Raw genomic sequence first — 25846 nt, forward strand, 5'->3', positions numbered from 1 at the left:
GTGTTTTTGTGTTGTAGGAAAGGATATAATGCACTCCTTTACTGCCAAATCTGCCCCAGGGTTGCAAGGCCCGCCGAAAGACTTAGGTGCCGGACTGGCCGATGGCCCGACCAGCCAGATAGCCGGTAGTCCAGGCCGCCTGAAAGTTGAAGCCGCCCGTAATGCCGTCGATGTCCAGCACCTCACCGGCAAAATGCAGGCCCGGCACGCGGCGGCTTTCCATAGTTTTCATGTCCACCTCGCTGAGCACAATGCCGCCGCAGGTCACGAATTCGTCTTTGTAAGTGGTTTTGCCGCGTACGGGCAGGGCCGTATTCAGCAGCGCCTCAATCAGCCGGTTCTGGGGCTTGGCCGGCAGTTCGTTCCAGCGTACTTCGGGCGCCACGCCGGCCTGCTCGGCCAACGTGCGCCACAGGCGCTGGGGCAGCCCGAACAGCGGATTGGAAACCACCACTTTCCGGCCGTTCTGTTCCCGGTAGTCGCGCAGCCAGGTGCGCAGCGTTTCCTCGGTGTGCTCCGGAATCCAGTTGATGAGGGCTGTGCTCTGGTAGCCCAGCTCGTGGAGGCGGCGGGCGCCCCAGGCCGAGAGCTTGAGCACGGCCGGCCCGCTCACGCCCCAGTGCGTCACCAGCACCGGGCCTTCGTACTCCAGCTTTTCGCCGGCCACCCGCACGCGGGCCTGCGGCACACTCACGCCCGGCAGCTCGCGCAACGGCGAATCAGGCACGTTGAACGTGAACAGGCTGGGCACGGGGGCCGCCACCGTATGGCCCAGCTGCCGCAGCCACTCGTATTGCTCGGCTTTGGGGGCGCCGCCCGTGGCAATCAGGAGCCGGCCCACGGTCATTTCGCCGGGATGCGCGCCGGTAAGGTGCAGGCGGAAACCACCGGCCGGCAGCACCTCAATCTGGCCGGGCTGGGTTTGGGTCAGGATGCGGACGCCGGCCTGCCGGGCGGCGTCCAGCAGGCACTGGGCAATGGTTTCCGACGAGTCGGTGACGGGAAACATGCGGCCGTCGGGCTCGGTTTTGAGCTGCACGCCGCGCTGCCCGAACCACCGGATGGTAGCCTGCGCATCAAACTGCCGGAAGGGCTCCTTGAGCTGCCTGGCCCCGCGCGGGTAGTGCTGCACCAGCTGCGCGGGCGTATCGGCGGCATGCGTTACGTTGCAGCGCCCGCCGCCCGAAATCCGGACTTTGCTCAGCAGCTTGCCGGTCTTCTCAATCAGGTAGACCGTGAGGCGCGGGTTGGCTTCGGCGCAGGCAATGGCCCCGAAAAAGCCCGCCGCCCCGCCGCCCAGCACTGCTACCGTCGAATTAAAATCATTCACGAACGCAAAGGTACGGCCGGCAGCATTGCCGCGGGCGTTGGCCTGCAAACGCGCCAAGGGTTAGCAGCTTTCCAGGGCCGCCAGCACATCATCGTGCTGAAACCGGTAGCCGGTAATCTGGCGGAGCAGGCTGCTGTCTATCACTTTGCCGCCACTCTCGCCGGATTCGGCCTCGAAAGTGGGCGCGGCCAGGCCCAAAGCCTCGGCGGCAGCCGGGTAGAAGTCGCGGCGGGGCGGATGCTGGCCGGCGCAGGCGTTGAAGGTGTAGCCCCAGGCCTTTTCCCGGATGATATGCAGCAGCAGGCCTACGCAGTCGTCGAGGTGAATGAGGTTGACGGGGGCGTTGCCCTGCGGCAGGTTGTGGCGGGCGGCCAGGAACCGGCCCGGCGGCCGCTCCGGCCCGAACAGGCCGCCCATGCGCACCACCGTCGTCAGCCACTGGCCCCAGCGGGGCGTAAACTGCCCTTCGGCCCGCAGCAGATCCGAGGGCGCGTCCGGCGACGACACCGCGTCGCCTTCCCGCATAAGCCGCGCCTCATTGGGGTAGACGCTGGTGGAGCTAACAAACAGCACGTGCCGCACACCCGAGGCCGCCACCGCCGAACCCACTGGCCGCAGCAGCGCCGGGTAGGAACCGGCCACCGCCGCCCGGGGGGGCACGTTCAGCACCAGCACATCTACGCCCGCCAGCAGCGCGTGCAGCGAATCGGCATCGGTCTGGGAAAACTCCGGGCCCAGCCGCAGCAGGTAGGGCCGGATGCCGGCATCGCGCAGGGTCAGGAGCTGGGTAGGAGTGGTGGTAGAGCCATTGACGGCGTAGCCCTCCGCCACCAGCGCTTTGGCCAGCGGCAGCCCCAGCCAGCCACAGCCGAGCACGGCTACAGTTGTGGGAACGGGTCGGGAAGAAGAAAGGGAGTCAGCCATGCGGGGTAAAGGTGGCAAAAAATCTTTCTTACACAAGAGACTGCCATCCGGAAAGCCGGAGACTCTATTTTGCGTCACTGCAAGAAATTGATTCCAGCGCTATGCCTGCTTCTTATCGAGTATACAAAGACCTCCGGGACGATTTTGAGGCACGCATTCGGATTCTGACCCCCGAGGAAGGAGGCCGCCAGCTGCCGCCATCCAATGGAATGCGCTGGGATTTTCAGTATGCGCTTGACAAGCCGGCCCGCTGTTACATGCACCTGTACCCGGACTTTTACGACCCCACAACAAACAACTCGTGGCGTGAGCTGCCGTTGCCAATAGATGAGTGGCTGTATGCCCGCTTATATTTTTTTTCTGCAGAAGCCCGCGCCTTTCATCAGCAAAGGATACGTTGCGGCACGTCTTTCTACTGTGTAGAGGGCAGCCGCATTGTAGCCGAGGGCACGGTTACCCGAATAACTGGTTTATTTGAGGAGCGGTAGTCACTACCGTTGCTTTCCCACTTCCCCAATTTTTCCCACCAACTTCCCTATGTCTTCCAGCCATCCCTACGCCCAACCCATGCTCCGCGACAACGCACTTCAAGGCAAAACCATCGTCGTGACGGGCGGCGGCACCGGCCTGGGCCGCGCCATGACCACGTATTTCCTGCAGCTGGGCGCCAATGTTGTCATCAGCAGCCGGAAGCTGGAGGTGCTGGAGAAAACGGCCGCCGAGCTGCGCGAGCAGACGCAGAACAACAATGTGCTGGCCGTGCAGTGCGACGTGCGCAAGTACGACGAGGTGGAAGCCATGCTGCAGAAAACCATCGACACGTTTGGCGGAGTGGACGTGCTGCTCAACAACGCGGCCGGCAACTTCATCAGCCCCACTGAGCGCCTGAGCCATAAGGCCTTCGACGTAATCGTGGACATTGTGCTGCGCGGCTCCTACAACTGCACCCTGGCCTTCGGCAAGCGCTGGATTGCCGACCAGAAGCCCGGCACCATCCTCAATATCGTAACCACCTATGCCTCCGTGGGCTCGGCTTTCGTGGTGCCGTCGGCGGCGGCCAAGGCGGGCGTACTGGCCATGACCCGCTCACTGGCCGTGGAGTGGGCCAAGTACGGCATCCGCTCCAATGCCATTGCTCCCGGCCCGTTCCCGACCGAAGGCGCCTGGAGCCGCCTCTTCCCCGAGCCGCTGGCCAAAAAACTCGACCCGGCCGCATCCGTGCCCCTCAAGCGCGTCGGCGACCACCAGGAGCTGGCCAACCTGGCCGCCTACATGGTATCGGACTTCTCGGCCTACATGAACGGCGAAGTGGTGACGCTGGACGGGGGCGAGTGGCTGAACGGGGCCGGCGAGTTCAACAAGCTCGAAGCCATTCCGGCCCCGATGTGGGACGAAATCGAAAAGTCCATGCGCCGCTAGCCGCAACTTTCCCAATTGATGTTACCATGCAAAAAGGCGCTTCACCTGAAGCGCCTTTTTGCATGGTAGCCGCTACCGTCACCAACGACTTCCGGGCCGTTCCCAACGACTTCCGGGGCGTCACCAACGACTTCCGGGCCGTCACCAAGCACTTCCGGGGCGTCACCAACGGTTCCCAGACCATCACCAAGCACTTCCGGGACGTGCCCAATGGTTTCTGGGCGGCTCCGGGCCTATAGCTTGTAGCCGGGGAAGGTTTTGGTGAATTCGGCGGCCGGAATGGGCTGGTTGGCCACCACGTCGCTGAATTCGAACTTCTCAAACAGCCCTTTGTCGTCGTGCACCTGCACCACGAGCGGGAGCATGAGCTTCTGATCGACGCAGACGATGGTGCGGCGGCCGTAGCTGTTGGGCACCTGCAGCGTGCGGCCCGCGGCCAGTTTCTCGCCGGGGCTCAGGTTGTTGCGCTCCATCACCCGAAAATCGCCGCAGCCGAATTTATCGGCAATCCGCTCGGGGGTGTCGCCGGCCACGGTTTTGTAGGCCACGTAGCGGAACTGCGGAAAATCGGAGCGCAGGATGTAGCAGGAGCGGCCCGTAACGGTAGTGTCGCCGGCGTAGCGGAAGCTTTTCTCGAAGCTATGGTCGCGGCGCTGGCTGGAGCCTTTGATGAGGTCAGCAATGGTGCCGAAACCCGCATCCAGCACCGTGTGGTGCTGGTTTTTGCGCATCACCGAGCCTTTGGGGTCCAGGCTGAGCGTCACGTATGGGAAGCTGTTGGGATACACCCAGGCGTCGCCGTCGTTCTGGCCCGTCACCCAGAGCACCTCAATGCCTTTGGCATTTTTAAGGTACACCCGTTGGGGTCCGAACGTCATTTTCATGGCCGTGCGGGCCTGCTGGTAGCTGCCATTGCTTAGGCGCTCCTGGGCCCGCACGTTGCAGCGCAGGGTTTTCAGGTTTTCGATCGAGCTGCTCAGGCGGCTCATCAGCTGTTCGGTGGTGATACGGTCGGCGCCGGGAGCGGGCGAGGGAAGAAAAGCGGCTCCTATCACTCCAAAGCCAAGAAACAAAACCGGAAACCGGGAAAAACGCGTCATATCCAAGATAATCGAAAACGTAAGGGGATGTTGCCGGCCGCGTGTGCACAAATCGGGCCGGAAGAAACTCAACATCAGCAACAGGGGCTTAACGCCACTTCGCCGTGCAGAGTTGGGAAAAGGCAGCGGCAACTTTTTCGGGCCGCAGGCGGAATAAAGGGCAGTTCTGTTTCTGTTCCCATAGCTATGCACTTTTCAATTATCACGCCTACCCACAACCGCCGGCAGTTTCTCCCCGAAACCATTGCCAGCGTCCGCGCCACGGTTTCGGCGCCGCTTGATTTTGGCTACGAGCATTTTATCTGCGAAAATGCCTCTACCGACGACACCGCCAGCTGGCTAAAGGAAGCCGCCGCGCAGGACGGCTCGCCCGTGCGGGTGGTGCCCCAGGCCACCAAGCTGCTGCCCGGCCCGGCCCGCAACCTGCTCATCCGCCAGACCACGGCCGACAGCTGGATTGTGCCGCTTGATGATGACGACCTGCTGCTGCAGCGCTGCCTCTACCACTACGCCGGGCTGGTGCAGAAGAGCCCGGGGCAGCAATGGTTCGTAGCTGATTTCCTGCGCGTAGACGAAGAAAAGCGCTACCTGCCCGGCGAGGATTATTATGCCTGGCGCTTCGAAACTCCAACCGATATGCTGCGCGCCATTTTTCGGGCTGAGCATTTCATCCAAGGCAATGTATGTTACCGCCGCAGCCTGTTTGATGAAGTGGGCGGCTACAATGAAACGCTGAAGATGGCCGAAGACCTGGACCTGTACGTTCGGTTTCTGCTGGCCGGGCACCTGCCGGTTGTCTCGCCCCACATCAGCCACCTGCACCGCTTCCACTCCAGCAACGTCAGTATTGGGGTAGACGCCGGTAAGCACGGCGCCGACCTGCAGGAAATCTATGACCAGTATGCTGAACAGCTGCAGGCACTGGGCATCGAGCGGCCGGGCTAGGGTTGTTTCTGCTGTTGCTCAAAAGCCTTGCGCGTGAGCAGCGTCAGCGTCGCATCGGCGGGCGTAAACACCGACACGTATTTTTCGCCCAGCACCAAATGCTGTTTGCCAGGTAGCTGCGGGCGGTAGAGCAGGAGCGTGCAAATATCGGAGGGAGTAATGAAGGCCGCCGCGCCGGGCAGGTGGGTATGCAGAGTTGCCGCCACCGACTGGCCGGCCGGCGCCTTGCCAATGGAAATCAGGCTGCTATGCAGCTTGCTCTTGTGCGTGAGCCGGCCCGCCGAATCGTAGCGCAGCAGGTAGTCGTTGCCGAGCGGGACCGTGCCGGCCGCAGTGGCGCCGGTCAGCACATACACCCAGGTTTCGGCGCCTTTCTCCAGCAGCACCGGGTTCAGCGACGTGGTGGCGGGCACCTCGAAGCCGGCAATGCGCGTTACATCCTTCATCGACTTCGCCCGAATGGCCAGTAGCTGCTGTTCGCGCGTCGTCAGGGCCCGGGCACCGGACCGGTGGGCGCTGGCTGGCCGGATGTTGCCGGCCGGGAAGCTATAGGCCGCCAGTATCTGTGGCGCCGCTGCTGTTCCACCCACGAATACGGTGCGTACCGAGTCGCCGGGAGTAGGGTAGCTGAAGTAGCTGTGAATCTGCTGGGTGTTGAAACGGGTGGCCTGCAGCAGGTCGGTGGCTACCCACGAAGCCCGCTCGGACGTGTACAGGGCCAGGCCTTCACGCAGCAGATTTTGGCGGGTGGTTTCCAGGCTGGGCTGCGCCAGGGCCGCACGAAGCGGCAGGGCCAGCAGCGCGCCAGCCAACACATAGATTCTCATAGATACACAAGCAATTCAACACTAAACAGCTACAAGAAAGCCCGCTTCTATGAATAAAGCAAGGCTTCCAAGCCACAACAGCTATATATAGTTTCTGCGCCGGCTCTCAACCTCATGAGGCTGCCTGCCAGGCCGGCGCAATGAGTACGGAGGCCAAACAAAACGCCCGCTACCAGAACGGTAGCGGGCGTTTTTTAGTGGAGAAGGTAGCAGCAGGCTAGCTGGCCTTCTGGCGGGCGGGCTTGCGCTTCACTTTTATCTTTTCCAGCTTTTTGCCATCGGCCGGCGCGGCAGCTTCATTGGGGCCGCCTACCAGCGTCATTTCCTTCACCAAGTGGCTGGCGCCCGCAAACTTATCCACCACGAACAGCATGTAGCGCACGTCCAGCGTGATGTTGCGCACCCGGTCGGGGTCGAACATGATATCAGACATGGTGCCCTCCCAGTTGCGGTCGAAGTTGGTGCCAATCAGCTCCCCGCGGCCATTGATGACGGGCGAGCCGGAGTTGCCGCCGGTGGTGTGGTTGGTGGCAATAAAGGCCACCGGCACCGAGCCTTTGTAGGCATAAGGGCCGTAGTCTTTGGCGTTGTAGAGCTCCGTGAGGCGGGCCGGCACTTCAAAGTCGGGGTTGGTCGGGTCGGCTTTTTCCATGATGCCGTCGAGGGTGGTGTAGAAGTCGTACTTCGTGCCGTCGGCGGGGGTGTAGGGCTGCACCTGGCCGTAGGCTACGCGCAGGGTGGAGTTGGCGTCGGGGTAGAACTTGCGCTGCGTCTGTTGCTGGCGCAGGCCGGCCACGTAGGTGCGCTGGAGCAGCGCAATGTTATCAGTAGCAGTAGTATAAGTAGGCAGAATGGCTGTGCGGTAGTGGCCGATGATGGCCGAAGCCAGCTGGGCCGCCGGGTCGTCGAGCAGGGCGCGGGCGTTGCCTTTGGCTACTTCGTTCAGCACGGCCTGGGCACTCTCGTTGCTGGTCAGGCGCGACTTGCCGTAGAGCTGCGCCACATAGGCATTCCAGCCGCCTTTTGCGCCGTACTGCTTCTGCAGATTCTTCACGTAAGCGGGCAGCAGGGCGGCAGGCGTACCGTTGGCGTAGAGTGGCAGCAGGGCGGCGGCTACCTTCTGGTCGGTGGCAATGGTGGTGTTCTTGAAGAAGTTGGACGTGCCACCACGGGCTTTTTCCACGGCCGCATTCAGCTCGGTGGCTGATGCTTTCTTGTCCACCATTTCGGCCAGCGGGAGCAGGCTGTTGGCATAAGCCAGCAGCTCAATGCCCAGCGCCGCCTCCGTCACGTAGTCACGGGCCAGGGTATAGTCGCGGTTGGTGGTGTAGTATTTCTGGAGCTGTGGCAGCAGGGTGGCATAGGCGGCGCGGCGGGCGTCGTCGCCGGAAGTGGCCCACTGCTGGAACACGGCTTCCTGCTCCTGCTTGCGCGTCACGGCATCGAGCTTTTTCAGGCCGCGCACCTCGCCAATCCACTTTTTCCAGTAGTTGGCAATGCTGGCGTACTTGGCCGCGTACTGAATGCGCACCCGGTCGGAGGCCTTCATGTCGGCATCCAGCACCTTCAGCTTGGCTTCCCGAATCCGGATTTTGGCCGGGTCCGACACCGAGTAGATTTCGTCTACGCCCCAGGAGGTCAGGTACTCGTTGGTGCGGCCGGGGAAGCCGAATACCAGCGTGAAGTCGCCGGGCTGCACACCGGCCAGCGAGATGGGCAGGTGGTGGCGCGGCTTGAAGGGTACATTCTGGGCCGAATACGGCGCGGGCTTGTTGTCGGGGCCGGCGTAGATGCGGAAGATGCTGAAGTCGCCGGTGTGGCGGGGCCAGGCCCAGTTGTCGGTGTCGCCGCCGAACTTGCCGATGCTGCTCGGCGGGGCACCCACCAGCCGGATATCCTGGAACACCTCCGTCACGAACATATAATATTCGTTGCCATTGAAGAACGGCCGGATAAACGCCTGGTAGTGCGTGCCCTGCACAGCGGCCTGCGCAATGCGCTGGATGTTGGCCTGCACCAGCTTTTCGCGGTCGGCTTCCTGAATATTCTGGGTCGGCACGCCGGTCAGCACCTGGCTGGTCACGTCTTCCATCCGCACGATGAAGGTGGCCGTGAGGCCGGGGTTGGTCAGCTCCTGCTCCCGGTTCATAGCCCAGTAGCCCTTCGTGAGGTAGTCATTTTCCACCGACGAGTGCTGCTGAATCTGGCCGTAGCCGCAGTGGTGGTTGGTGAGCAGCAGGCCCTGGTCGGAAATGATTTCGCCGGTGCAGCCGCCCCCGAACTGAACCACGGCATCTTTCAGGCTGCCCTGGTTGATGGAGTAGATCTGGTCGGCGGTGAGCTTGAGGCCCTTGCTTTGCATGTCGGCCTCGTTGAGTTGCTTGAGCAGCAGCGGCAGCCACATGCCTTCATCGGCGCGGGCCTGGGGGAGAAAGGAAAGGAATGTAAGGGCCAGCAGCGCCAGCCGCGAAGTAATGCGCATAGGAGGGGAATTGGTGAGCGAAACGCAAAGATAGCCAGCCCGGGGAGCCGACAGAAGGCAGACGCCTATTTGGGCGAAAGGCTGCACAAAAAAGCCCGGCCTACGAGGTAGACCGGGCTGCTAACATGGGCCGTTTCTGCTTAGGAATGTCCCAGCTCAGCTACGGCCGGGCCGTTCTGCGTGTTGGTGTTGGACGCCGCCGGCTTAATCGAAGCCGCCGGAATGTCGTCGGTTTCCTCAGTAGCATGCGTCTTTTCCCACTCGCGGAAGCGGGTAATTTCGCCCTGGAACTTCTCCACGAACCAGCTCAGCAGGGCCAGATCATCCAGAAAGCCCACTATCGGCACGAAGTCGGGCACCAGATCAATGGGGGACAGGGTGTAGAGCAGCACGCCCAGCGCCGACACGATGGTGCCGGTTTCAACCTGGCGGTAGTTGCCGCTGACGTAGTTGCGCACCAGCCGCACCACGGTGCGGGCCACATCAAAGAGCTGGCGGAACTTGTTGTCGCCGCTGTCTTTGCTGGCGAGCTTGTTGGCTACCTCATTGAGCACCAGCACCACCTTAAAGGGACGGCCCAGCAGCTTGCCGGCGCGGTTGAGAAACACGCTGAACAGCGCATTTTTGGAAATGGAAAGGCCTTTTTCGACGAGAGAGGACATAGAAGTGTTTTTCGTCGAGCTTACGCGGGGATGTGGGGAGGGGTTGTAGGGAGAGAATAGTAAGCCCGAATGGCTGCTTACCCTTTCATTAGGTAGGTATGGTAGGCGAAGAACTCCCGTAGCAGCGCGTACGCGTCGCGCGCTTCGTAATAGTTGGCGTGAGCGCCATACACTTGAGCAAAGTGCTGTTGCCTGAGAAGAAGCTTGGTGCGACTCAAATGAAAAAACTGGGAAACTACTATCACAGAGGAAAAGCCGCGTTTCTTGGCTATCACGGTGAAATTTTGAGCCGTAGCCTGGGTAGTGTTGCCCGCATTGTCAACCACAATTGCTGCTGCCGGAATACCACGGCGCAGTAAATACTGCTGCATTGCGGTGCCTTCGTAGTGCCCCTCCTTTCCCAGGCCGCCACTTACGACTATAGTGCTGCTTGTTCCTGCGTGGTACAGCTGAATTGCCTTATCCAAACGGGCCTGCAACCGGTCTGAGAGGCTCCCGTTGCTGTTAACGGTGTTGCCCAGCACCAATAAAGAGTCAGCAGGCTGCACATCATCAGTTAGTCCATCTGTTGCAATGCACAGAACGCCTAGTACAAGCCAAGCAGAAAGCAGCAAGAACAGGGCTTTACTAGTTGATTTTAAGAGGTATAGCAATTCGTGTTTTGCCAGATGGCTAGTATAAGCAATGGGTTTATTTCTAGCTATTGCCAATCGTATTTAACAATGGCCACTGCTGTTTACTTGCCTTGCTATGTACTAATGCTGGTGTTCAACATCGGCACTATCTTGACAGGACGCCCCAGCAGCGTGACGGTGCAGCTGAGCAATATACCGAATAGCGCGTTGTTGGAAATAGAAAGGCTTTTTCGACAAAACAGGGCATGGGCGGGAGTTGGGAGTAAGTAGCTCTACGATTTCGGGCAGTGCGTGCGGAGTTATATAGCGCGGTGGTGGGCCTGGTAAGCGGAAATTTGTGGTACGTTTGCTCTATGAGCCTCTTTTCGCCTCCCGACGCTACCGAGTACGCCCCGTATTATGGTACCTACGTTCGCCTCATCACCGCTGATCCGCTGGCGGCCCTGCAGACGCAGCCGGCCGAATTGCGTCGGCTGCTCGCGGGCCTGACCGAGGAACAGGCGCAGTTCCGGTACGCGGCCGGCAAGTGGAGCATCAAGGAAATGCTGGTGCACATGATTGATACGGAGCGCATTTTCGCCTACCGCGCCCTGCGCATCTCACGCGGCGACACCACGGCGCTGCCCGGCTTCGAGCAGGACGACTACGTGCCCACTTCGGAAGCCGATGCCCGCCCCCTGGCCAGTATTCTGCACGAATATGACACTGTGCGGGCGGCCACGCTCAGCCTGCTGGGGTCGTTCAGCGCGGCGCAGCTCAGCCGCCGGGGCACCGCCAGCGGCCAGCCCGTGAGCGTGCGGGCCATGAGTTTCATCATGGCCGGGCACGAAGCACACCATCTGCATATATTGCAGCAGCGGTATCTGCCGCTGCTGGCTGCCTAAGGCATTCCTGCCAACAACACCCCGGCGTCTGGCACCGTTATGCTGGTAAGTTCTCATTCTCTAATTCCCCACTACCATGGCTAAAGCACAGGAGCCCCGCAAAGAAAAAAAGAAAGAGCCGGCCAAAACCACCAAGGAAAAGAAAGCCGCCAAAGAAGAGAAAAAAGCCCTGAAGGCTCGCCAGCAGGACTAACAAAAAGGCCTCTACCAATATGGTAGAGGCCTTTTTGCATCTAGAGCGTGTAATACACTTCCTTTTCCTTGTCGTGGTGCTTGAGGTAGCCGTGCAGCGTGAGCTTGATGAGGGTGCGGTAGGCGCGGCGCTTCCCGATGTTGAGCAGCTTCATGTACTGCGCCAGCGTGATGCGGGCGTGCTTGCCCAGGTACTCAAGCACGGCCAGTTCGTCCTTGTTGAGCGGTAGTTTTTCCAGCCGCGGCATGTCCAGGGCATCGTGGCGCTGCAGTACCTTTTCGGTGAGCTGGCTGGTTTGCACACTTTCGTCGCGCACCCGTACGTAGCCGCGCCAGTCGCCCTCGGCTACCTGGGCGCGGTGCGGCTTGAGCGCGCTTTCGGGCACCGTCACGATGAGCACCGTGCGGCCGTCTTCTTCCCACTCCTTAATATAAAGCGTCAGGGCAGGCTCTACGTAGTGCAGCGCGGCCTGGCGCAGCAGGTATATTTCCTCTTCTGCGTCGCGCACGCCCACAATCCGGCCATCATCCTCCACGCCCACCAGCACCTGCCCGCCGTGAGTGTTGGCCAGCGACGCCAGGGTGCGCGAAATGCGCGACGGATGCGTGGTCTTCTTCTTGAATTCCAGCTGCTCGCCCTCGCCCCGGCGAATGAGTTCCTGCAAATCGGTCATGTGGAAGATACGGTTGGCGCGGCCTGGCAGATGCGACCGCTGCGTGGCGTGTGCCGGTAGAAGCTTACGAAACGCCGGTTTCCTCCTCCGAAATGCGCCAGAGCCGGGCGGCTTCGGTGCGGCTCTGCGACCGGGAAGAGCAGCGGCCGGGCCGTTGGTTTTTGAAATACGTCCCGCTTACCCGTGCTACGTCCGGAGACGTAGCCAGATAGAGGCTGGTGCGCGCACCCTGCTCCGGACTGATCATGAACGGTTTGGCCGGCCACCACAGCGCTTTCATGCCCCAGGAGCTGCCCGGATGCACCAGCCCCGTATCAACCAGGCCGGGGTGCAGACAGTTGGCCGTCACGTTGGTGAGCTCCAGGCGGTGCGCCAGTTCGTTGGTGAACAGGATGTTGGCCAGTTTGGAATCGGCGTAGGCCGTGAGCCAGCTGTACTTTTCGGGGTTGTTGCGCGCCTCCTGTAGCGGCTCTATCTCGCCCAGCCAGTGCGCCTCCGAGGCCACTGTCACGATACGTCCGGCTTTGGCTTCGCTCAGCAGCGGCAGCAGCAGGTTAGTGAGGGCAAACACCGCCAAGTGGTTGGTCGCCCAGCTCAGCTCGTGGCCTTCCTCCGTGATGGTCAGCGGCCCCGGCATAATACCGGCATTGTTCACCAGAATGTCCAGCTGGCTATGGTCGCGCTGCAGGTCGGCGGCCAGCTGATGCACGTTGGCCAGCAGCGACAGATCCGTGAGGCGCACTTCCAGCTGAGCTTCCGGGATGGCAGACTGAATGGCGGCGCGGGCCTGCTCGGCCTTGTCGGGGTTGCGGGCCACCAGCACCACGCGCGCCCCACGGCGGGCCAGCTCGCGGGCCGTCACCAGCCCGATGCCGCTGCTGGCCCCCGTTACCAGTGCCGTTTTACCATGAAGAGAAGGAATAGAAGGTGCGGCCATGCGCAGAAAAAGAAGATGAAGAAAAAAGCGGCTGGCAAACTGGCCCAGGGGTGTAAACGGAAAAGTACGGGTCAGAAGTTCTGCCAATCTTTCGCGCCTGCCCGTCTGTTGTGCCAGCAGGCTCGTGTAGAGCTACAACAAAAATGCCGCCCCCATTGCTGGGAGCGGCATTGCAATGTATGCGCTCAACAAACGCACCCTAGAAGGGCAGGTCGTTGTCGTCGTCCGAAGCAATAGGAGCGGAGGAGGCGCGCAGGTTGGGGTTCTGGTTCTGAGCCGGAGCAGCTGCCCGGGGAGCCGACTGCTGGTAGCCACCACCCTGCGGAGCCGCAGCGCCGCCGGCGGCCGGCTCAATGCGCCAGGCTTCCAGGTTGGTGAAATACAGCATCTGGCCGTTCTTGTTGAAGCCGCGGCCCCGCAGGTTGAACGCAATTTTAACCTCGTCTCCTACTTTATATTGGTCGATGAGAGCAGTTTTGTCCTGCACCAGTTGGAACTTGATATGCTCAGGGTACTGGCCATCTACAACTTCCAGCACGAATTCGCGCTTGCGGAATTTCTCGCTCACCTGCTGTTCGTCGAAGATTTCGTGCAGGCGGCCGGTAGCATCGTAAGCCATAAGGGTAATAGTTTGTGGGGGTGAAAACAGTCTATCAAACGTACGAAAAAAAACGGGTTTCGGCTACTCTTCTTAGCACGGTCGAGCTGCACTGGCCTACGTACCTTTGCCTTACGTTTCCACTTTTCTTTCTGCTGCTCTGCTCATGAATTTTCCTTTCGCGCTAGCCATCCACGGAGGTGCCGGCACCATTTCGCGCCAGCTGATGACCACCGACAAAGAACAGGCGTATCAGGCGGCGCTGCTCCAAAGCCTGGAGGCCGGCCATACCATTCTGCGTGAAGGCGGCGCTGCCCTGGATGCCGTGGAGGCTGCCGTGCGCAGCCTCGAAGACTGCCCCCTGTTCAATGCCGGGCGCGGAGCCGTATTCACCCACGAGGGGCACCACGAAATGGACGCCGCCATCATGGATGGCCGCAACCGTGCCGCGGGCGCCGTGGCCGGCGCCCGCGCTGTGCAGAACCCGATTCGGGCGGCCCGCCTCGTGATGGAAAAAACGGACCATGTGCTGCTGGCCTACCCCGGCGCCGACGAGCTGGCCCGGGAGCATGGCCTGCCGCTGCAGCCCGCCGAATACTTTTTCACGCAGCAACGCTACGACCAGCTGCAGGAGGCGCTGCAGGAAGGCCGCATGCGCCTCGACCACTCCGAGCCGGTGCCCATGACAACTACGGCGCCCATTGCCGAGCCCGGCGCTTTCCCGACCAGCGAAGATCCGAAGAAGAAGATGGGTACAGTGGGGGCGGTGGCCCGCGACCAGCACGGCAACCTGGCCGCCGCCACCAGCACCGGTGGCATGACCAACAAGCGCTACTCCCGCATCGGCGACTCGCCCATCATCGGGGCGGGCACTTTCGCCGACAACCGTACCTGCGCCATCAGCTGCACCGGGCACGGCGAGTTTTTTCTGCGCGCCCTGGCCGCCCACGACATCAGCTGCCTGATGGAGTACCGCGGCCTGAGCCTGACCGAGGCCTGCCGCATTGTGGTGCACGACAAGCTGGCGCCCATCGGCGGTGAGGGCGGACTGGTGGCCGTGGATGCGGCTGGCAACATTGCCTTGCCCTTCAACTCTGAGGGCATGTACCGGGGCAGTATCGGCTCCGCTTCCTACCTGTACGTCGGTATCTACAAGGACTAGCCAGTCGGGCTTTTTCTGCGTCTATATATATAAGGAGTAGTGCCAGAACGCCTCAACAGCAGAAAAGCCGGCCTTCTTGGATAAGAAGGCCGGCTTTTCTGCTTGTAAGTAAGCGTCTTAGCTGCTGGCTGGCACCGTAAGGTTAGCGTCCTGGCCGGCAGTCATCCGAACGGAGTCGGCGGCCTGCTGGCGCAGCTTCAGGTCGGGGTAGAATTCGCGCTGGCGTACATCGTAGAGGTTGCCCTTCACCAGCACGTGCAGCAGCATGCTTTCGATGGAAATGGCCTCGCCCTTTTTGGCGGCGGCGGCATTGTTGTGCTCCAGCTTGTGCCCGTCCATGATAACGACCAGATTAGAGCCAATAGCCTCTAACTGGTTGCCCTCCGTGATGAGGACGCCGGTGTCTTCGCCCAGCCCGATACCAATGAGCTTGGGGTGCAGCGCCACGGACTCAATCAGCCGGCCGAACCGGCCGCGCTTTACAAAGTGCGAATCGATGACCACACTGTCGATCAGGCCCAGACCCGGCCCCATCTTTACGGCGCCTTTCATAAGGGCATCGGGCACGCTGCCGCCTTTGATCATGGTTTTGGACATGGCCATGGCGCCGGCCGAAGTGCCGGCAATGATGAAATTGGGCTGCTCATAGTAGCGCTGCTTCAGCACTTGGAGAAACTCGGAGCCACCAAACATTTCAGTGAGCCGCGACTGATTGCCGCCGCTTATCATTACTACATCGGCCTGCCGCAGGCGCTCCAGGTACTCGGGCTGCCGGGCATCTTCAGGCGTGCGGATGTCCATAATGTTCACGTTGTTGCAATTGAGCATCGTGAACGAGGAAATATAGATGCGGGCTACTTCTTCCGGAATCATGGAGGCGGTGGTAATCACCTCAATGCGCGGGTCTTCTTTGCCCGATTCCAGAATGACCCGTTTCAGAATGCCCAACTCGAAAAAGTTGAGGTAGTATTTCTTCTTGGTGCGGGGATTGGGATACGTGCCCTTGTCCTCGTTGCCGCCAATAGCAATAAGCTTACCGAGTGGTTTGGAAGTCATCAACGCAAAAATCAACTGAAAGAAAACGAAATGTAAACCTAGGCTGGCCCGAATGCAAGCTTCGGGCCAGCTAGACTAGTGCTGAGCTTGCAAAAATAAAGGCTCAGCTAAAAAGCGGGATTAGGGCTTGCCTACCAGTACGTCGAAGGTGCTGGTTGCGACGGAGTGGTAGTTGGGCCGGGCCTGCGCATACAGCTGGCGGGCCCGCGCCGCGCCGCCGGGCGTTGTGAGCAGGGCCTTGTAGAGCGGGGTCAGGAATTTGCGCCGCCCCACGCGGGTCAGGAACTGGTGCAGCGCTTCATCGGCGGCGGCGTAGCCGGCCGTGATGGTGTGCGGGAACCAGGCCGCCAGAATTTCTGAGTTGCCGGAATGGGTAAAACCGAATGCCGCATCCAGCTCGGACAGTTGCGCCGGACTAATGCCCGCGGGCAGGCCGTGCAGAAAATGCACCCACTCGTGGCTGCTCCACTCATCCGTATTCAGCACGCGCGCCGGGGTGCCCTGCTGCCAGTTCTGCAACGCATCGTCTACGGCCTCGAACCGGGTGGAGCCAATAGGAGGAGCGCCGGCCGGAATACCGGGGCCGTGTATCCAGGAATCAAGCTGCAGCTTTTCCGCCAGGCCCGGGTGCTGGTCGAGCAGCTCGTGGCGCAGGTACGCAATGAAAGATGCCGTGTCCATACTCTGGAAACTATGGCGGGCGAAGTACTCCTTGATAAAGGTGTCGAGAGCGGGCCGGCCAACAAGGTGCTCGAGCGTGAGCAGAAGGTAGTCGCCTTTTTCGTAGGCTATTTCATTGAGTCCTTCGTCCGGGTCGCGGCCGGTCAGGTTGAGGTGCAGATGGGTATCGGGGCTGGTGGCGCCGAGCTCGGCTATGGTATCAAGCAGGGCTGAGTGACCCAGCACCTGCAGCATGTCGGAGTAGGGGCGGCCGTAAAGCGCCTCCATAATGCGTCGCTCGAAGTACACCGTGAAGCCTTCGTTCAGCCAGAAGTCGTTCCAGGTGGCGTTGGTTACGAGGTTGCCGCTCCAGGAATGGGCCAGCTCGTGCGCCACCAAGCTGGTCAGGCTACGGTCGCCGGCCAGAATGGTGGGTGTTACAAATGTTAAACGCGGGTTTTCCATGCCGCCAAACGGAAAGGAGGGAGGCAGCACCAGCAAATCGTACCGTTCCCAGCGGTAGGGACCATACAGGTCTTCGGCGGCCGTCACCATTTTCTCCACATCTTCAAACTCGCTGGTTGCGACGGGCAGCGTCACGGGCTCGGCATAGATGCCGGTGCGCGCACTCAGCGGCACAAACTCCAGGTCGCCGACGGCCAGCGCCATCAGGTAAGCCGGTATCGGCTGATCCATCCGGAACTGGTACTCGCCGGCTTCGTTGCGCTCCTGCGGGTTGCTGGCGCTCATCAGGGCCAGCAGCTCAGCCGGCCCCTGCACCCGGGCCTCGTAGGTGAAGCGGATGCCGGGCGAGTCCTGGCAGGGCAGCCAGGTGCGGGCCAGAATAGCCTGCGACTGGGTGAACAGAAACGGCTGCTGGCCGCCGGCCGTTTGCTCCGGGCGCAGCCACTGCAGCGCTGCCGCGCGGGGCGTCGTCTGGTACCGGATGCTGACCGCCGTTGTATCGGGGCGGATGGTGATGCGGAGCGGCTGACCCAGAACAGCATCATCAGCGCCCAGCTCAAATGGGGTAGGCTCTCCGGTCGGGCCGTCCAGCAGCACGGCTTCCAGCAGCAGGCCGCGGGTGTCCAGCAGCAACTCGGTGGCACCGGAGTTGCGCAGCTGCCACGTAGCCGTGCCGCTCAGCGTTTGGGTCTGAAAATCTACCGTCAGCTCCAGCGCCAAATGACGGACACTAACCTCGGCGGGCCGGGCATAACTGTGCGGATCGGGGGTGGAGGCAAACGCGGTAGCAGCAGAATCAGACATAGAACAAGACGAAACAAGTGAACCGCAACCGGCTGGCTGCGGCGGCAAATCACGGGCAAAGATAGCCAAAACTGCCCGCGCGACTTGGCGCACGGCGTGGCCGCCGTGCTGGAAGCGGGCCATGCCGCGCCTTCTGTAAGCTACTGCACGGCTGACAATACTTCCCTACTTAACGCTTCGCAACAGCCGCGCTATAGGGTGGTCTACGAGCAAAACCACTATCTTGCAGGCAGAGTGCTAAGCTGCACCGTGGGCAACTAATAGGCCCCGAACGCAGTAAAACGCGAAGTTGGCTTCCCGCAGGTTTCGGCCTGGCAGGGAAGGCCCGCTACTCGTTGTTTTAGTCTCTCTTACCTACCTGCATGAATTCACCATTTCGTCCGGCCTTCCTGACTACTCTGCTGTTCTGGCTTCTGAGCCTCACGATGCTGGCCTCTGCCTCATCGTGCAGCCAGGAGCAGAAAGAGAAAATCAAGGAAGCCCTGCCTGGCGGCCCGGCCAAAGCCGGTGGCCCTCAGCCTACCCTCGACAGCGTGTACATTGTTCAGTACATGAGCGCCGAGCCCAAGTTTAAAGATCAGATTGAGTGGGGCAAGAAGTTCTACCGGGAGCGAAACTTCCGCCTTGGCTGGTTTCGCAACCACGAGCTTGTGCCGCAGGCCCGGACCATGCTGGGCGTCATTACCAAAGCCGCCGACGAGGGCCTTGACCCTAAAGAATACAAAACCAAGGACTTCGACAAGCTCTTTGCTGATCTGGAAGCGGCTCAGTCTGACTCCGTTAAGCGCAATGCACTGGAGAAGGAAATAGACGTGGCCCTATCGGGTACCTACTTCAACTGGGCTTCCGATTTCTACCGGGGCACCGTAGACCCGCGCGCCGTCAAGACGATTGACTGGCAGGTAAAGCGCAACAAAATCAAGCTGCATAAGGCGCTGATGACTATTCTTAAGGAGCGGGAAAGCACGTATCCTTATTACGAGTTCGAGCCTCTGCACACCGAATATGATCAGCTGAAAAAGGCGCTGGCCGAATACCGTACTCTGCAGCGTAACGGCGGCTGGCCGACCATTCCGGCCACTACCAAGCTCAAGCCGGGCCAGACTGCGCCGGCGGTTGCCGTGCTCCGCCAGCGTCTGCTGGGCACGAAGGCGCCCGCCCCAGAGCCTGCTGCTGCTACCGCAGCCGGAGTTACCCCGGCCCGTACGGTGTCCAATACCAGCGTGGCGGGCACGGCACCGGCAGCGGCTACCGGCGAGAAATATGATGAAGAACTGGTGCAGGCCGTAAAGGAATTTCAAACCCAGAACGGGCTCAAGCCCGACGGCGTAGTAGGGGGCGAAACGCTACGCCTGCTCAACATTCCTGTCGCGCAGCGCATCGATCAGCTGATCCTGAACATGGAGCGGTGGCGCTGGATTCCGAAGCGGTTCGAGCCCAATTATCTGCTGGTGAATATTCCGGATTACAAGCTGCACATGATCGAAAACAACAAGGAGGTTTTCGATATGCGCGTCATTGTAGGCAAGGCCCTGAACGCTACGCCGGTCTTCAGCGACAAGATGGAGTACGTGGTACTGGCCCCTTACTGGAACGTGCCGTTCAGCATTATCGATAAGGAACTGCGCCCGAAGCTGGCCGCCGATCCGCACGGCACGCTCGACCGGCTGGATATGGAAGTGGTGAAAGGCTCCGGCAGCAAGGCTACCCCCGTAGACCCGGGCAGCATCAACTGGGCCTCCCTGACTCCTGCTACCTGGAAGTACACGCTGCGCCGTCGGCCCGGTCCCAAGAACGACCTCGGGGATGTGAAGTTCATCTTCCCCAACTCCAACGACGTCTATCTGCACGACACGCCCAACGACCAACTGTTCAGCCAGGCCAAGCGCGGCTTCAGCCACGGCTGCGTACGGGTGGAGGAGCCACTGAAACTGGCGGAGTACCTGCTGCGCAATAAGCCCGGCTGGGACATGGCCAAGATCGAAGAAACCATAGCTGCCGGCGAAGAGAAGTACGTCAGCCTGAAGGAGCATTTGCCCGTGTATCTGGTGTACTTCACGGCATGGGTTGACCAGAGCGGCAACGTACATTTCCGAGATGATATCTACGGCCACGATAAGTCCCTAGCCAAAGAGTATTTCAACTAGAGTTTCCTTAGCAGTGGCAGCCATCTGCTGCGCTGCTAAGTTGCGGCCTGCGACCCTGGCTTCTCACTACTTGAGAAGGCAGGGTTTTTTATAGCTACTACCTGAGCTTCTAAATCATTGAAAGGAAAAGGAAGATTGTATAGAGCGCCCTGCTGTTTACATCTGTGTTAGATATGTAAACAGCGTAGAATGTCGGAATGCAGAGCTTGATTCTAAATGTAAATAGAAGATACAAATGTATGTGACGTTGAGAGAGGGCAGGTGCGAGAATATTACCTGTACATTTGTAATCATACAAAGTACAGTGCGTCGTGGTAGATAGAATAAGAGAACTTCTGGAGGCAAAGCAGCTTACTCCAACGCAGTTTGCGGATGTAATCGGTATTGCCCGGCCCATCGTGAGCCATATTCTGAGTGGGCGCAACAAGCCCAGCCTCGAAGTGGTGCAGAAAATCATTGCAGCCTTCCCAGACCTGGCAATGCCCTGGCTTTTGACCGGGGCTGGCCCTATGTCAGCACTACCCAGCTTGGCTGAGACAGTACATGCGGCTGCACCACCGAAGAAAGTATTCGTAAAAGGGCCAAAAGAGCCTCCTCAGGCGCAGCAAGACCTTGCCTTCGATACCCAGGACCAAATAGCGCCTTTAGCGGCTGCAGACGGCAGATTTGCCCTTGCTAGCAGCGTGGCTCCTGCTGCTGTGCCTACCCCTGCCAGTGCGGCGCCCGTTCAAACAACTGCTACACCGCCTGTAGCGGCTCGGCAGGTAGCCGCGGCACCCCCACAATCCGCTGCCAGCGCCACGCTTGCGGCGCCCGGATTCCCTGGCCCTGAGCCAACCGCTCAGGTGGCCGTTGAAAGGCCGGCTGCTGTGCCAGTATTACCAGCCTTGGCAGTTGCAGAAAAGCCTATCCGTCGCATCGTCATCTTCTATCAGGACGGAACTTTTAGTGACTTCCAACCTGAGCGCTAGAAGGCTGTTTAGTGGATGGATTTAGGTTGTGGCGTCACGTGCAGTTATATGCTGGCTGCTGACAGAGCCATAAGACCCAGTGCAATTTGTCAGTACCTCATATATGACTTGCTAAATGGAGGTGTAAGGCATCCAATATGGGTGCTTTACACCTAGAGAATAGGAGCATAATTATTGGCAGTAATACAATTTGTCATAGTCCTTAGAACTGGCGTGATTTAATGAAATTAACAAGAGTATAAAGCACTGTATTTGAACTATATGGATAATTATTTTGAAGTGTTGGTTTATGGTATTTTGGTCCCTGTGGGCAGCGGTAATGTGCTGAATTAGTCGATGTCTATCATTAGGCGCTAATAGCTTGCGGAAGCAGACTGCTTACTAAAGAGCTTGACAGCAGCTAACGCGTAGAAACGTCTAAGTTTCTTGGCTGCTAAGTCGGCTAATGATGTTGGCGATGCTAAAATATGTAACCAATTTATTTGTGCGTTACAGCGGCTGGAAATCAGACCAAGCTATATGTTAGTGCATTGCCCCCTCGCTCACCTAGGCAACACTTTCTGGTAGATTAACAGCCCGCCATACCTGAGCAATTCCGTTGCTGCATTCAGTGTCTGCAGAGTACAACGAGTGGCATTACTTTTCTGTTTACTTATGTAAGTACTGGAATCTTCTATAGTCTACGTAGGAATGGCCTGCACAGATTGAGCCGGGAAATCCAATCTTTCGGAAGCTTTGCGTTTTTAGGGGTGCTGCTTACCTTTGGGCTATGAAAAAATTCCGTCTGCTCTTCCTGCTTGCTGCCAGCGCTCCACTGTTTCTGACTTCCTGCTCACAGGCTCCCGACGCTGAGAAAGATCCGAACGCCGATGCCGAATACAAGCGTAGCCACCGTCCTGAGGGCTACCGCGAAGCTCAACGCAGCAACGTCAACTAGCAGCCGCCCGACTCGCTGGCTTTAGCGCTGTGCTGGCGCTGCTAGGCCACTTCTAGTGTAGAACAATACAGAAAGCCCCATCTGACCTGTGTCGGATGGGGCTTCAGGTTTTGAACCACCCCGCGAGTGGCAGTTGGTGAGTGGCTTAGGCCGGCACGCTATGGGGGAGCAGCAGATCCGGCAACTGAATGTCCGCCAGCAAGGGCTGTTCCAGCAGATCGGCCCAGGTGCGCAGGTACAGCACCACATCGTCGCGCTGGTTGTGGCGGAGGGTGTTTCGGCGTTCGAAGGGAATGGCCGCCAGAATCGCCGGGTCGGAGAGACGCTCTAGGTGCGTCAGACTGGCCCGCGTAAAGCCAGCGGCCAGCATCTCATCAATAGTCTGGTCGATGGGAAGGCCGCTGGTGGGGCAATAGTCGATAAGCTGCCGCTCCCAGTCGCCGTAGCGCTGCATGGCGCGGGTATGTATCTCGGCTTTCGTGAGCCGGGTAACAGTTTGCGCCAGGTGGCCGCAATTGCAGCTGCCCATGTGGCCCCATTGGTAGGGAGCCTGGGTGGACAGGCGCTGAGCTGTTTCGCGAAGCGCCTGAATGACGGCGAGGGTACGTTGAGCCATGAGACAGAGAAAGAATGCGCGGCGGTGGCAACGGCGCCACCAGCTATAAAAGCCTTCAAGCCTGCATTTTGTTTGGATTTTCCTGGCCCCAGCCAGGCGCTGGCTTTGCAGGCCGCGCTTGGTAAGCAACCAAAAAAGGCCCTGGCAAGTAGCCAGGGCCTCCAAGTTGAAAAGCCCCATCAGAGGGGCTATCCTAAGACGTTACTGCGTGCGTCCGCCGCCGTTGCCACCCCGGAACCGCCGGTTCTGGCCTCCGCCAGCCGACCGCTCACCCGCCGGGCGCGCCGACGAACCGGCGGCAGGACGGGCACTGCTGTGGCTGCGCTCCTGGCCGCCGCGCTGGGCTCCGCTGGCCTGGCCGGGACGCGGTGCACGGGAGGAAGAGCCGTTTCCTTCGCGGCCTGGGCGCGCTGGCCGGCCGGCCGGGCCTTTCGGCCGCTTGATAGGGGCGCCACCGTGCAGCAGCACAGGAGCAACCTGGTCCGTGGCATACGGGTGGTCCTCCACCACGTCAATCTGACGGCGAATCAGCTTCTGAATATCCTGCAGGTAGGCGCGCTCCTCGTCTTCCACAAACGTGAAAGCCGTACCGAAAGCCCCGGCCCGGCCTGTGCGCCCGATGCGGTGCACATACGTTTCGGGCTCATTGGGTACCTCGTAGTTGATGACGTGGGTTAGCTCGTCAACATCAATACCACGAGCCGCAATATCCGTGGCCACCAGTACCCGTGTGCTGCCGGCCTTGAAGTTGCTCAGGGCGCGCTGGCGGTGGTTCTGCGACTTATTGCCGTGAATGGCTTCGGCCGGAATGTTCACCTTGGCCAGCGCCTTTACCACTTTATCGGCGCCGTGCTTGGTGCGCGTAAACACCAGCACGCGGCGGATGCTCATATCCTGCAGCAGGTGTTCGAGCAGGGCGGGCTTGTCGCCTTTATCTACCAGATACACGGCCTGCGTCACGGTATCAGCGGTGCTCGATACCGGCGTTACGGCCACTTTCACCGGGTTGGGCTTCAGGATGCTGGCCGCCAGCTCCTGAATCTGGCCGGGCATGGTGGCCGAGAAAAACAGCGTCTGCCGGGAGGTAGGCAGCTTGGGCAGAATCCGCTTGATGTCGTGGATGAAGCCCATGTCGAGCATCCGGTCAGCTTCGTCCAGCACAAATACTTCAATGTGGCGCAGGTCAATAAAGCCCTGGCCCATCAGGTCGAGCAGGCGGCCGGGCGTGGCAATCAGCACTTCCACGCCGCGCTTAAGCAGCTGCACCTGGCTGTGCTGGCTTACGCCCCCGAAAATGACGGTGGAGCGCAGCTTAGGCAGATGCCGGCCGTAGGCTTTGAAACTTTCGCCAATCTGAATGGCTAGCTCGCGGGTGGGCGTAAGCACGAGGCAGCGGATGCGGCCCGGCGCGTGGCGCTCTACCTGCGCGGTCTGGTGCAGAATCTGCAGAATAGGGACGGTGAAAGCGGCCGTCTTGCCGGTTCCGGTCTGTGCTACGCCCAGCAGGTCGTGGCCTTCCAGCACGTGCGGAATAGCCTGTTGCTGGATAGGAGTGGGCGTGGTGTAGCCTTCTTCGTGCAGGGCACGCAGGATGGGCTCAATAAGGTTAAGGTCGTCGAAGAGCATCAAAGGGAAATGAAAAAACAAGGCCGCCCGGCTGGGCGGCACAACTAGCTGTGCATACGGTTGAGGCTGCAAAGGTCGTTGGTTTTGCGCCGATATACAGATTTCGGCCTCAGGCAAGGCCGCAAAGCCGCCCCGGACCGGGCTGGCAACCGGGTGAAAAAGCAGCTCTACATTGCCAAAGGCGAATAAATCAAGTATGCTGCATCCTGAATAATGCGCCAGTTTTATTCAGGCAAAGGAGTGGCTGACAGCAGAATATAAGAAGCGGAAGCCTGCTTCTGTGCCGGCCGGCGGCCGGTGGCTGTCTGGGTATAACCCCCGTTCAAGCGTTTTCCGTTTACTTTCCCGAAAAATAACTTCGCTTTCTGCCACACACTATGAAAATAACTGACCGCAAGACTGCCTACGACGGCCATTTTAAGCTCCGGGTGCTTACGCTGCAGGACGGCGACGACCAACTGAAGCGGGAGCGGTTTGAGCCAGGAAGGGCCGTAGCGGCGCTGGTCTGGGACACACAGCAGCAGCAGTACCTGCTGACCCGCCAGTACCGGATAGGGCCGGAAAGCCAGATGGTGGAGCTGCCCGCCGGCATGATAGACGGAGACGAGGCACCCGAAGCGGCTATCCGGCGCGAGGTGCAGGAGGAACTCGGCTACGACATCGACCAACTGGAGCAGATTGCCCGCATCTATCCTTCACCGGGCACAAGCGCCGAAATCATTACTGTGTTTTTTGCAGAGGTGAGCCACCAGTCGGGCCAGGGTGGCGGGCTGGCTGAAGAGCACGAGAAGATTGAGCTGGTGCCGATGAGCCGCACCCAACTGCAGCAATATGAGTTCGAAGATGCCAAAACCATTCTGGCGGTGCAGTGGGCGCAGTTGAACCAAAAGTAAAAACGGTAAATCAGCGTTATAAGTGTTTTAACAAATGGATGTACATAGAAAGGGCCTCACTATTTGGTGAGGCCCTTTCTATGTACATGTCTGTTTTTTAGTCTACTGTGCTTTCACAATGTACTCAAAGGTCTGTTTCGTCTTAATGTCGTTGATTAGCAGTGAAAGGTCCTGCGGAGCTTCTGTTTTAACAAATGGGATAGTGCGTTTGCTCACATACAGGTCTCGGTTCCAGAAGCGGCCCTGGCCTCCTTCTAGTGCCGGCACGTTGAAAACTTCTTTGCCTTCTTTGTCTTTGGCCACTACGCTCAGATAAGACGGGTCGGCGTTGGCGCCACCCCGGCGATACATCGTTACGGTGAGCTGGCCGCCGGCCGGCAGCTGGCCTAGGCGCCGCTGGTACGTGGTATCGGCCCAGGAATTCATTTTGCGCAGCACATCAATTTCCGTGAGCAGCTCGGCATAGGGCCGGTAGGCTACCCGCGTCACGCAGGCATCTACTTCGGCATCTTCGTCGGTGTTTTTGGTTACGTTCAGCACGTGCTGGCATTCCTCGTCCTTTTTAGGACGCAGATACTTTTTGCGGGGAGTGCCGGGCATGTACTGAGCCGAGGCCAGCAGCGTGCAGAGCAGCAGGGTAGCGAGGAGAAAAGCTTTCTTCATAGGGGCAGAAACAGATAAAAGCCGGCCGTCCGGTTTTCGGTATGCAAAGGTACACACGGATAAAGGCCATTTCGCTAGGTTTCGTCCAAAAACTCAGCAACTCTCCCAACGCCCGCACCGCGGGCCGGCAGGCTGTTGCCGGATAGCAGCCATGAGGGCCGACGGCAGCAAGGACGCGGGGCGGCCGGGGCATGAGTAGTCGGGGCCGCCGGGCCGGGTAGGGAGCCAACCCGCTGT

Annotated in this window: 25 protein-coding genes; 10 read left to right on the plus strand and 15 right to left on the minus strand. The window is 59.9% G+C overall.

Features of this window, described 5'->3' with window-relative positions:
- Positions 1-82 precede the first annotated feature (82 nt).
- Positions 83-1300 (minus strand): BaiN/RdsA family NAD(P)/FAD-dependent oxidoreductase, encoded by a 1218-nt coding sequence (locus tag BUE15_RS06880; RefSeq protein WP_084548888.1) that lies wholly within the window; start codon positions 1298-1300, stop codon positions 83-85.
- A 90-nt stretch (positions 1301-1390) separates the two neighbouring features.
- Positions 1391-2254 carry a Rossmann-fold NAD(P)-binding domain-containing protein gene (locus BUE15_RS06885; RefSeq protein ID WP_073282455.1) on the minus strand — a complete coding sequence of 288 codons (864 nt, stop codon included), beginning with the start codon at positions 2252-2254 and terminating at the stop codon, positions 1391-1393.
- Between the two features lie 101 nt (positions 2255-2355).
- On the opposite strand from BUE15_RS06885, the gene BUE15_RS06890 reads away from it, so the two are divergent.
- From BUE15_RS06890 to BUE15_RS21490, 3 genes are read left to right on the plus strand one after another with little or no spacing between them, the layout of a single operon-like run.
- Positions 2356-2742, plus strand: coding sequence for a hypothetical protein (locus BUE15_RS06890; protein ID WP_073282456.1), 387 nt, complete (start codon positions 2356-2358; stop codon positions 2740-2742).
- A gap of 49 nt (positions 2743-2791) precedes the next feature.
- The gene (locus BUE15_RS06895) at positions 2792-3673 is read left to right on the plus strand and encodes an SDR family oxidoreductase (protein WP_073282458.1); all 882 of its coding nucleotides are present in this window, start codon (positions 2792-2794) and stop codon (positions 3671-3673) included.
- A gap of 26 nt (positions 3674-3699) precedes the next feature.
- A complete protein-coding gene (locus tag BUE15_RS21490) occupies positions 3700-3912 on the plus strand; it encodes a hypothetical protein (RefSeq protein ID WP_139252163.1) in 213 nt (70 codons plus the stop codon).
- Here the strand turns inward: BUE15_RS21490 and BUE15_RS06900 are convergent.
- Positions 3907-4773 (minus strand): LysM peptidoglycan-binding domain-containing protein, encoded by an 867-nt coding sequence (locus tag BUE15_RS06900; protein ID WP_073282460.1) that lies wholly within the window; start codon positions 4771-4773, stop codon positions 3907-3909. The genes BUE15_RS21490 and BUE15_RS06900 overlap by 6 nt on opposite strands.
- A gap of 186 nt (positions 4774-4959) precedes the next feature.
- Here BUE15_RS06900 and BUE15_RS06905 point away from each other — a divergent pair, with 186 nt between their 5' ends.
- A complete protein-coding gene (locus BUE15_RS06905) occupies positions 4960-5718 on the plus strand; it encodes a glycosyltransferase family 2 protein (RefSeq protein WP_073282462.1) in 759 nt (252 codons plus the stop codon).
- On the opposite strand, the gene BUE15_RS06910 is transcribed toward BUE15_RS06905, so the two are convergent.
- The 4 genes from BUE15_RS06910 to BUE15_RS06925 all read right to left on the minus strand — a co-directional run bounded on the left by BUE15_RS06910 (position 5715) and on the right by BUE15_RS06925 (position 10303).
- Positions 5715-6545, minus strand: a complete 831-nt coding sequence (locus tag BUE15_RS06910; protein WP_073282464.1) for a hypothetical protein — start codon at positions 6543-6545, stop codon at positions 5715-5717. The two genes, BUE15_RS06905 and BUE15_RS06910, sit on opposite strands and share 4 nt — an antisense overlap.
- A 217-nt stretch (positions 6546-6762) precedes the next feature.
- A complete protein-coding gene (locus BUE15_RS06915) occupies positions 6763-9027 on the minus strand; it encodes a S46 family peptidase (RefSeq protein WP_073282466.1) in 2265 nt (754 codons plus the stop codon).
- Between the two features lie 140 nt (positions 9028-9167).
- Positions 9168-9689: a YkvA family protein gene (locus BUE15_RS06920; protein WP_073282468.1), complete on the minus strand. Its 522-nt coding sequence runs from the start codon at positions 9687-9689 to the stop codon at positions 9168-9170.
- Positions 9690-9766: 77 nt separating this feature from the next.
- Positions 9767-10303 carry a YdcF family protein gene (locus BUE15_RS06925; RefSeq protein ID WP_211617599.1) on the minus strand — a complete coding sequence of 179 codons (537 nt, stop codon included), beginning with the start codon at positions 10301-10303 and terminating at the stop codon, positions 9767-9769.
- Between the two features lie 374 nt (positions 10304-10677).
- On the opposite strand from BUE15_RS06925, the gene BUE15_RS06930 reads away from it, so the two are divergent.
- Positions 10678-11208 (plus strand): DinB family protein, encoded by a 531-nt coding sequence (locus BUE15_RS06930; protein WP_073282470.1) that lies wholly within the window; start codon positions 10678-10680, stop codon positions 11206-11208.
- Positions 11209-11441: 233 nt separating this feature from the next.
- Here the strand turns inward: BUE15_RS06930 and BUE15_RS06935 are convergent, their stop codons facing one another.
- The 3 genes from BUE15_RS06935 to BUE15_RS06945 form a co-directional block, all read right to left on the minus strand.
- Entirely contained in the window at positions 11442-12074 is a 633-nt protein-coding gene (locus BUE15_RS06935) for an AlbA family DNA-binding domain-containing protein (RefSeq protein ID WP_073282472.1), read from the minus strand.
- Positions 12075-12138: 64 nt separating this feature from the next.
- Positions 12139-13011: an SDR family oxidoreductase gene (locus tag BUE15_RS06940; protein ID WP_073282625.1), complete on the minus strand. Its 873-nt coding sequence runs from the start codon at positions 13009-13011 to the stop codon at positions 12139-12141.
- Positions 13012-13210: 199 nt separating this feature from the next.
- On the minus strand, positions 13211-13630 hold the full coding sequence (locus BUE15_RS06945) for a DUF3127 domain-containing protein (RefSeq protein ID WP_073282474.1): 420 nt from the start codon (positions 13628-13630) through the stop codon (positions 13211-13213).
- 145 nt (positions 13631-13775) lie between these two features.
- Between BUE15_RS06945 and BUE15_RS06950 the strand changes: the two genes are divergently transcribed.
- The gene (locus tag BUE15_RS06950) at positions 13776-14771 is read left to right on the plus strand and encodes an isoaspartyl peptidase/L-asparaginase family protein (protein ID WP_073282476.1); all 996 of its coding nucleotides are present in this window, start codon (positions 13776-13778) and stop codon (positions 14769-14771) included.
- A 117-nt stretch (positions 14772-14888) separates the two neighbouring features.
- Here BUE15_RS06950 and BUE15_RS06955 read toward each other — a convergent pair whose 3' ends face one another.
- Together BUE15_RS06955 and BUE15_RS06960 are read right to left on the minus strand one after the other, a co-directional pair.
- Positions 14889-15827 carry a cyanophycinase gene (locus BUE15_RS06955; RefSeq protein WP_073282478.1) on the minus strand — a complete coding sequence of 313 codons (939 nt, stop codon included), beginning with the start codon at positions 15825-15827 and terminating at the stop codon, positions 14889-14891.
- Between the two features lie 120 nt (positions 15828-15947).
- On the minus strand, positions 15948-17756 hold the full coding sequence (locus tag BUE15_RS06960) for a M1 family metallopeptidase (RefSeq protein ID WP_073282479.1): 1809 nt from the start codon (positions 17754-17756) through the stop codon (positions 15948-15950).
- Positions 17757-18118: 362 nt separating this feature from the next.
- Between BUE15_RS06960 and BUE15_RS06965 the strand changes: the two genes are divergently transcribed.
- The 3 genes from BUE15_RS06965 to BUE15_RS21910 all read left to right on the plus strand — a co-directional run bounded on the left by BUE15_RS06965 (position 18119) and on the right by BUE15_RS21910 (position 21811).
- The gene (locus BUE15_RS06965; RefSeq protein WP_073282481.1) at positions 18119-19903 is read left to right on the plus strand and encodes a L,D-transpeptidase family protein; all 1785 of its coding nucleotides are present in this window, start codon (positions 18119-18121) and stop codon (positions 19901-19903) included.
- A gap of 311 nt (positions 19904-20214) precedes the next feature.
- A complete protein-coding gene (locus tag BUE15_RS22615; RefSeq protein WP_073282483.1) occupies positions 20215-20874 on the plus strand; it encodes a helix-turn-helix domain-containing protein in 660 nt (219 codons plus the stop codon).
- Positions 20875-21643: 769 nt separating this feature from the next.
- Positions 21644-21811, plus strand: coding sequence for a hypothetical protein (locus tag BUE15_RS21910; RefSeq protein ID WP_170865206.1), 168 nt, complete (start codon positions 21644-21646; stop codon positions 21809-21811).
- A 145-nt stretch (positions 21812-21956) separates the two neighbouring features.
- On the opposite strand, the gene BUE15_RS06975 is transcribed toward BUE15_RS21910, so the two are convergent.
- Positions 21957-22427 (minus strand): hypothetical protein, encoded by a 471-nt coding sequence (locus tag BUE15_RS06975; protein WP_073282484.1) that lies wholly within the window; start codon positions 22425-22427, stop codon positions 21957-21959.
- A 201-nt stretch (positions 22428-22628) separates the two neighbouring features.
- Positions 22629-24053: a DEAD/DEAH box helicase gene (locus BUE15_RS06980; RefSeq protein ID WP_073282486.1), complete on the minus strand. Its 1425-nt coding sequence runs from the start codon at positions 24051-24053 to the stop codon at positions 22629-22631.
- 377 nt (positions 24054-24430) lie between these two features.
- Between BUE15_RS06980 and BUE15_RS06985 the strand changes: the two genes are divergently transcribed.
- Complete coding sequence (locus BUE15_RS06985; protein ID WP_073282488.1) at positions 24431-24946, plus strand: NUDIX domain-containing protein; 516 nt, start codon at positions 24431-24433, stop codon at positions 24944-24946.
- A 102-nt stretch (positions 24947-25048) separates the two neighbouring features.
- Here the strand turns inward: BUE15_RS06985 and BUE15_RS06990 are convergent, their stop codons facing one another.
- Complete coding sequence (locus tag BUE15_RS06990) at positions 25049-25609, minus strand: hypothetical protein (protein ID WP_073282490.1); 561 nt, start codon at positions 25607-25609, stop codon at positions 25049-25051.
- Positions 25610-25846 lie beyond the last annotated feature (237 nt).

The sequence above is a fragment of the Hymenobacter psychrotolerans DSM 18569 genome (assembly GCF_900142395.1).
GTDB classification, from domain to species: Bacteria; Bacteroidota; Bacteroidia; order Cytophagales; family Hymenobacteraceae; genus Hymenobacter; species Hymenobacter psychrotolerans.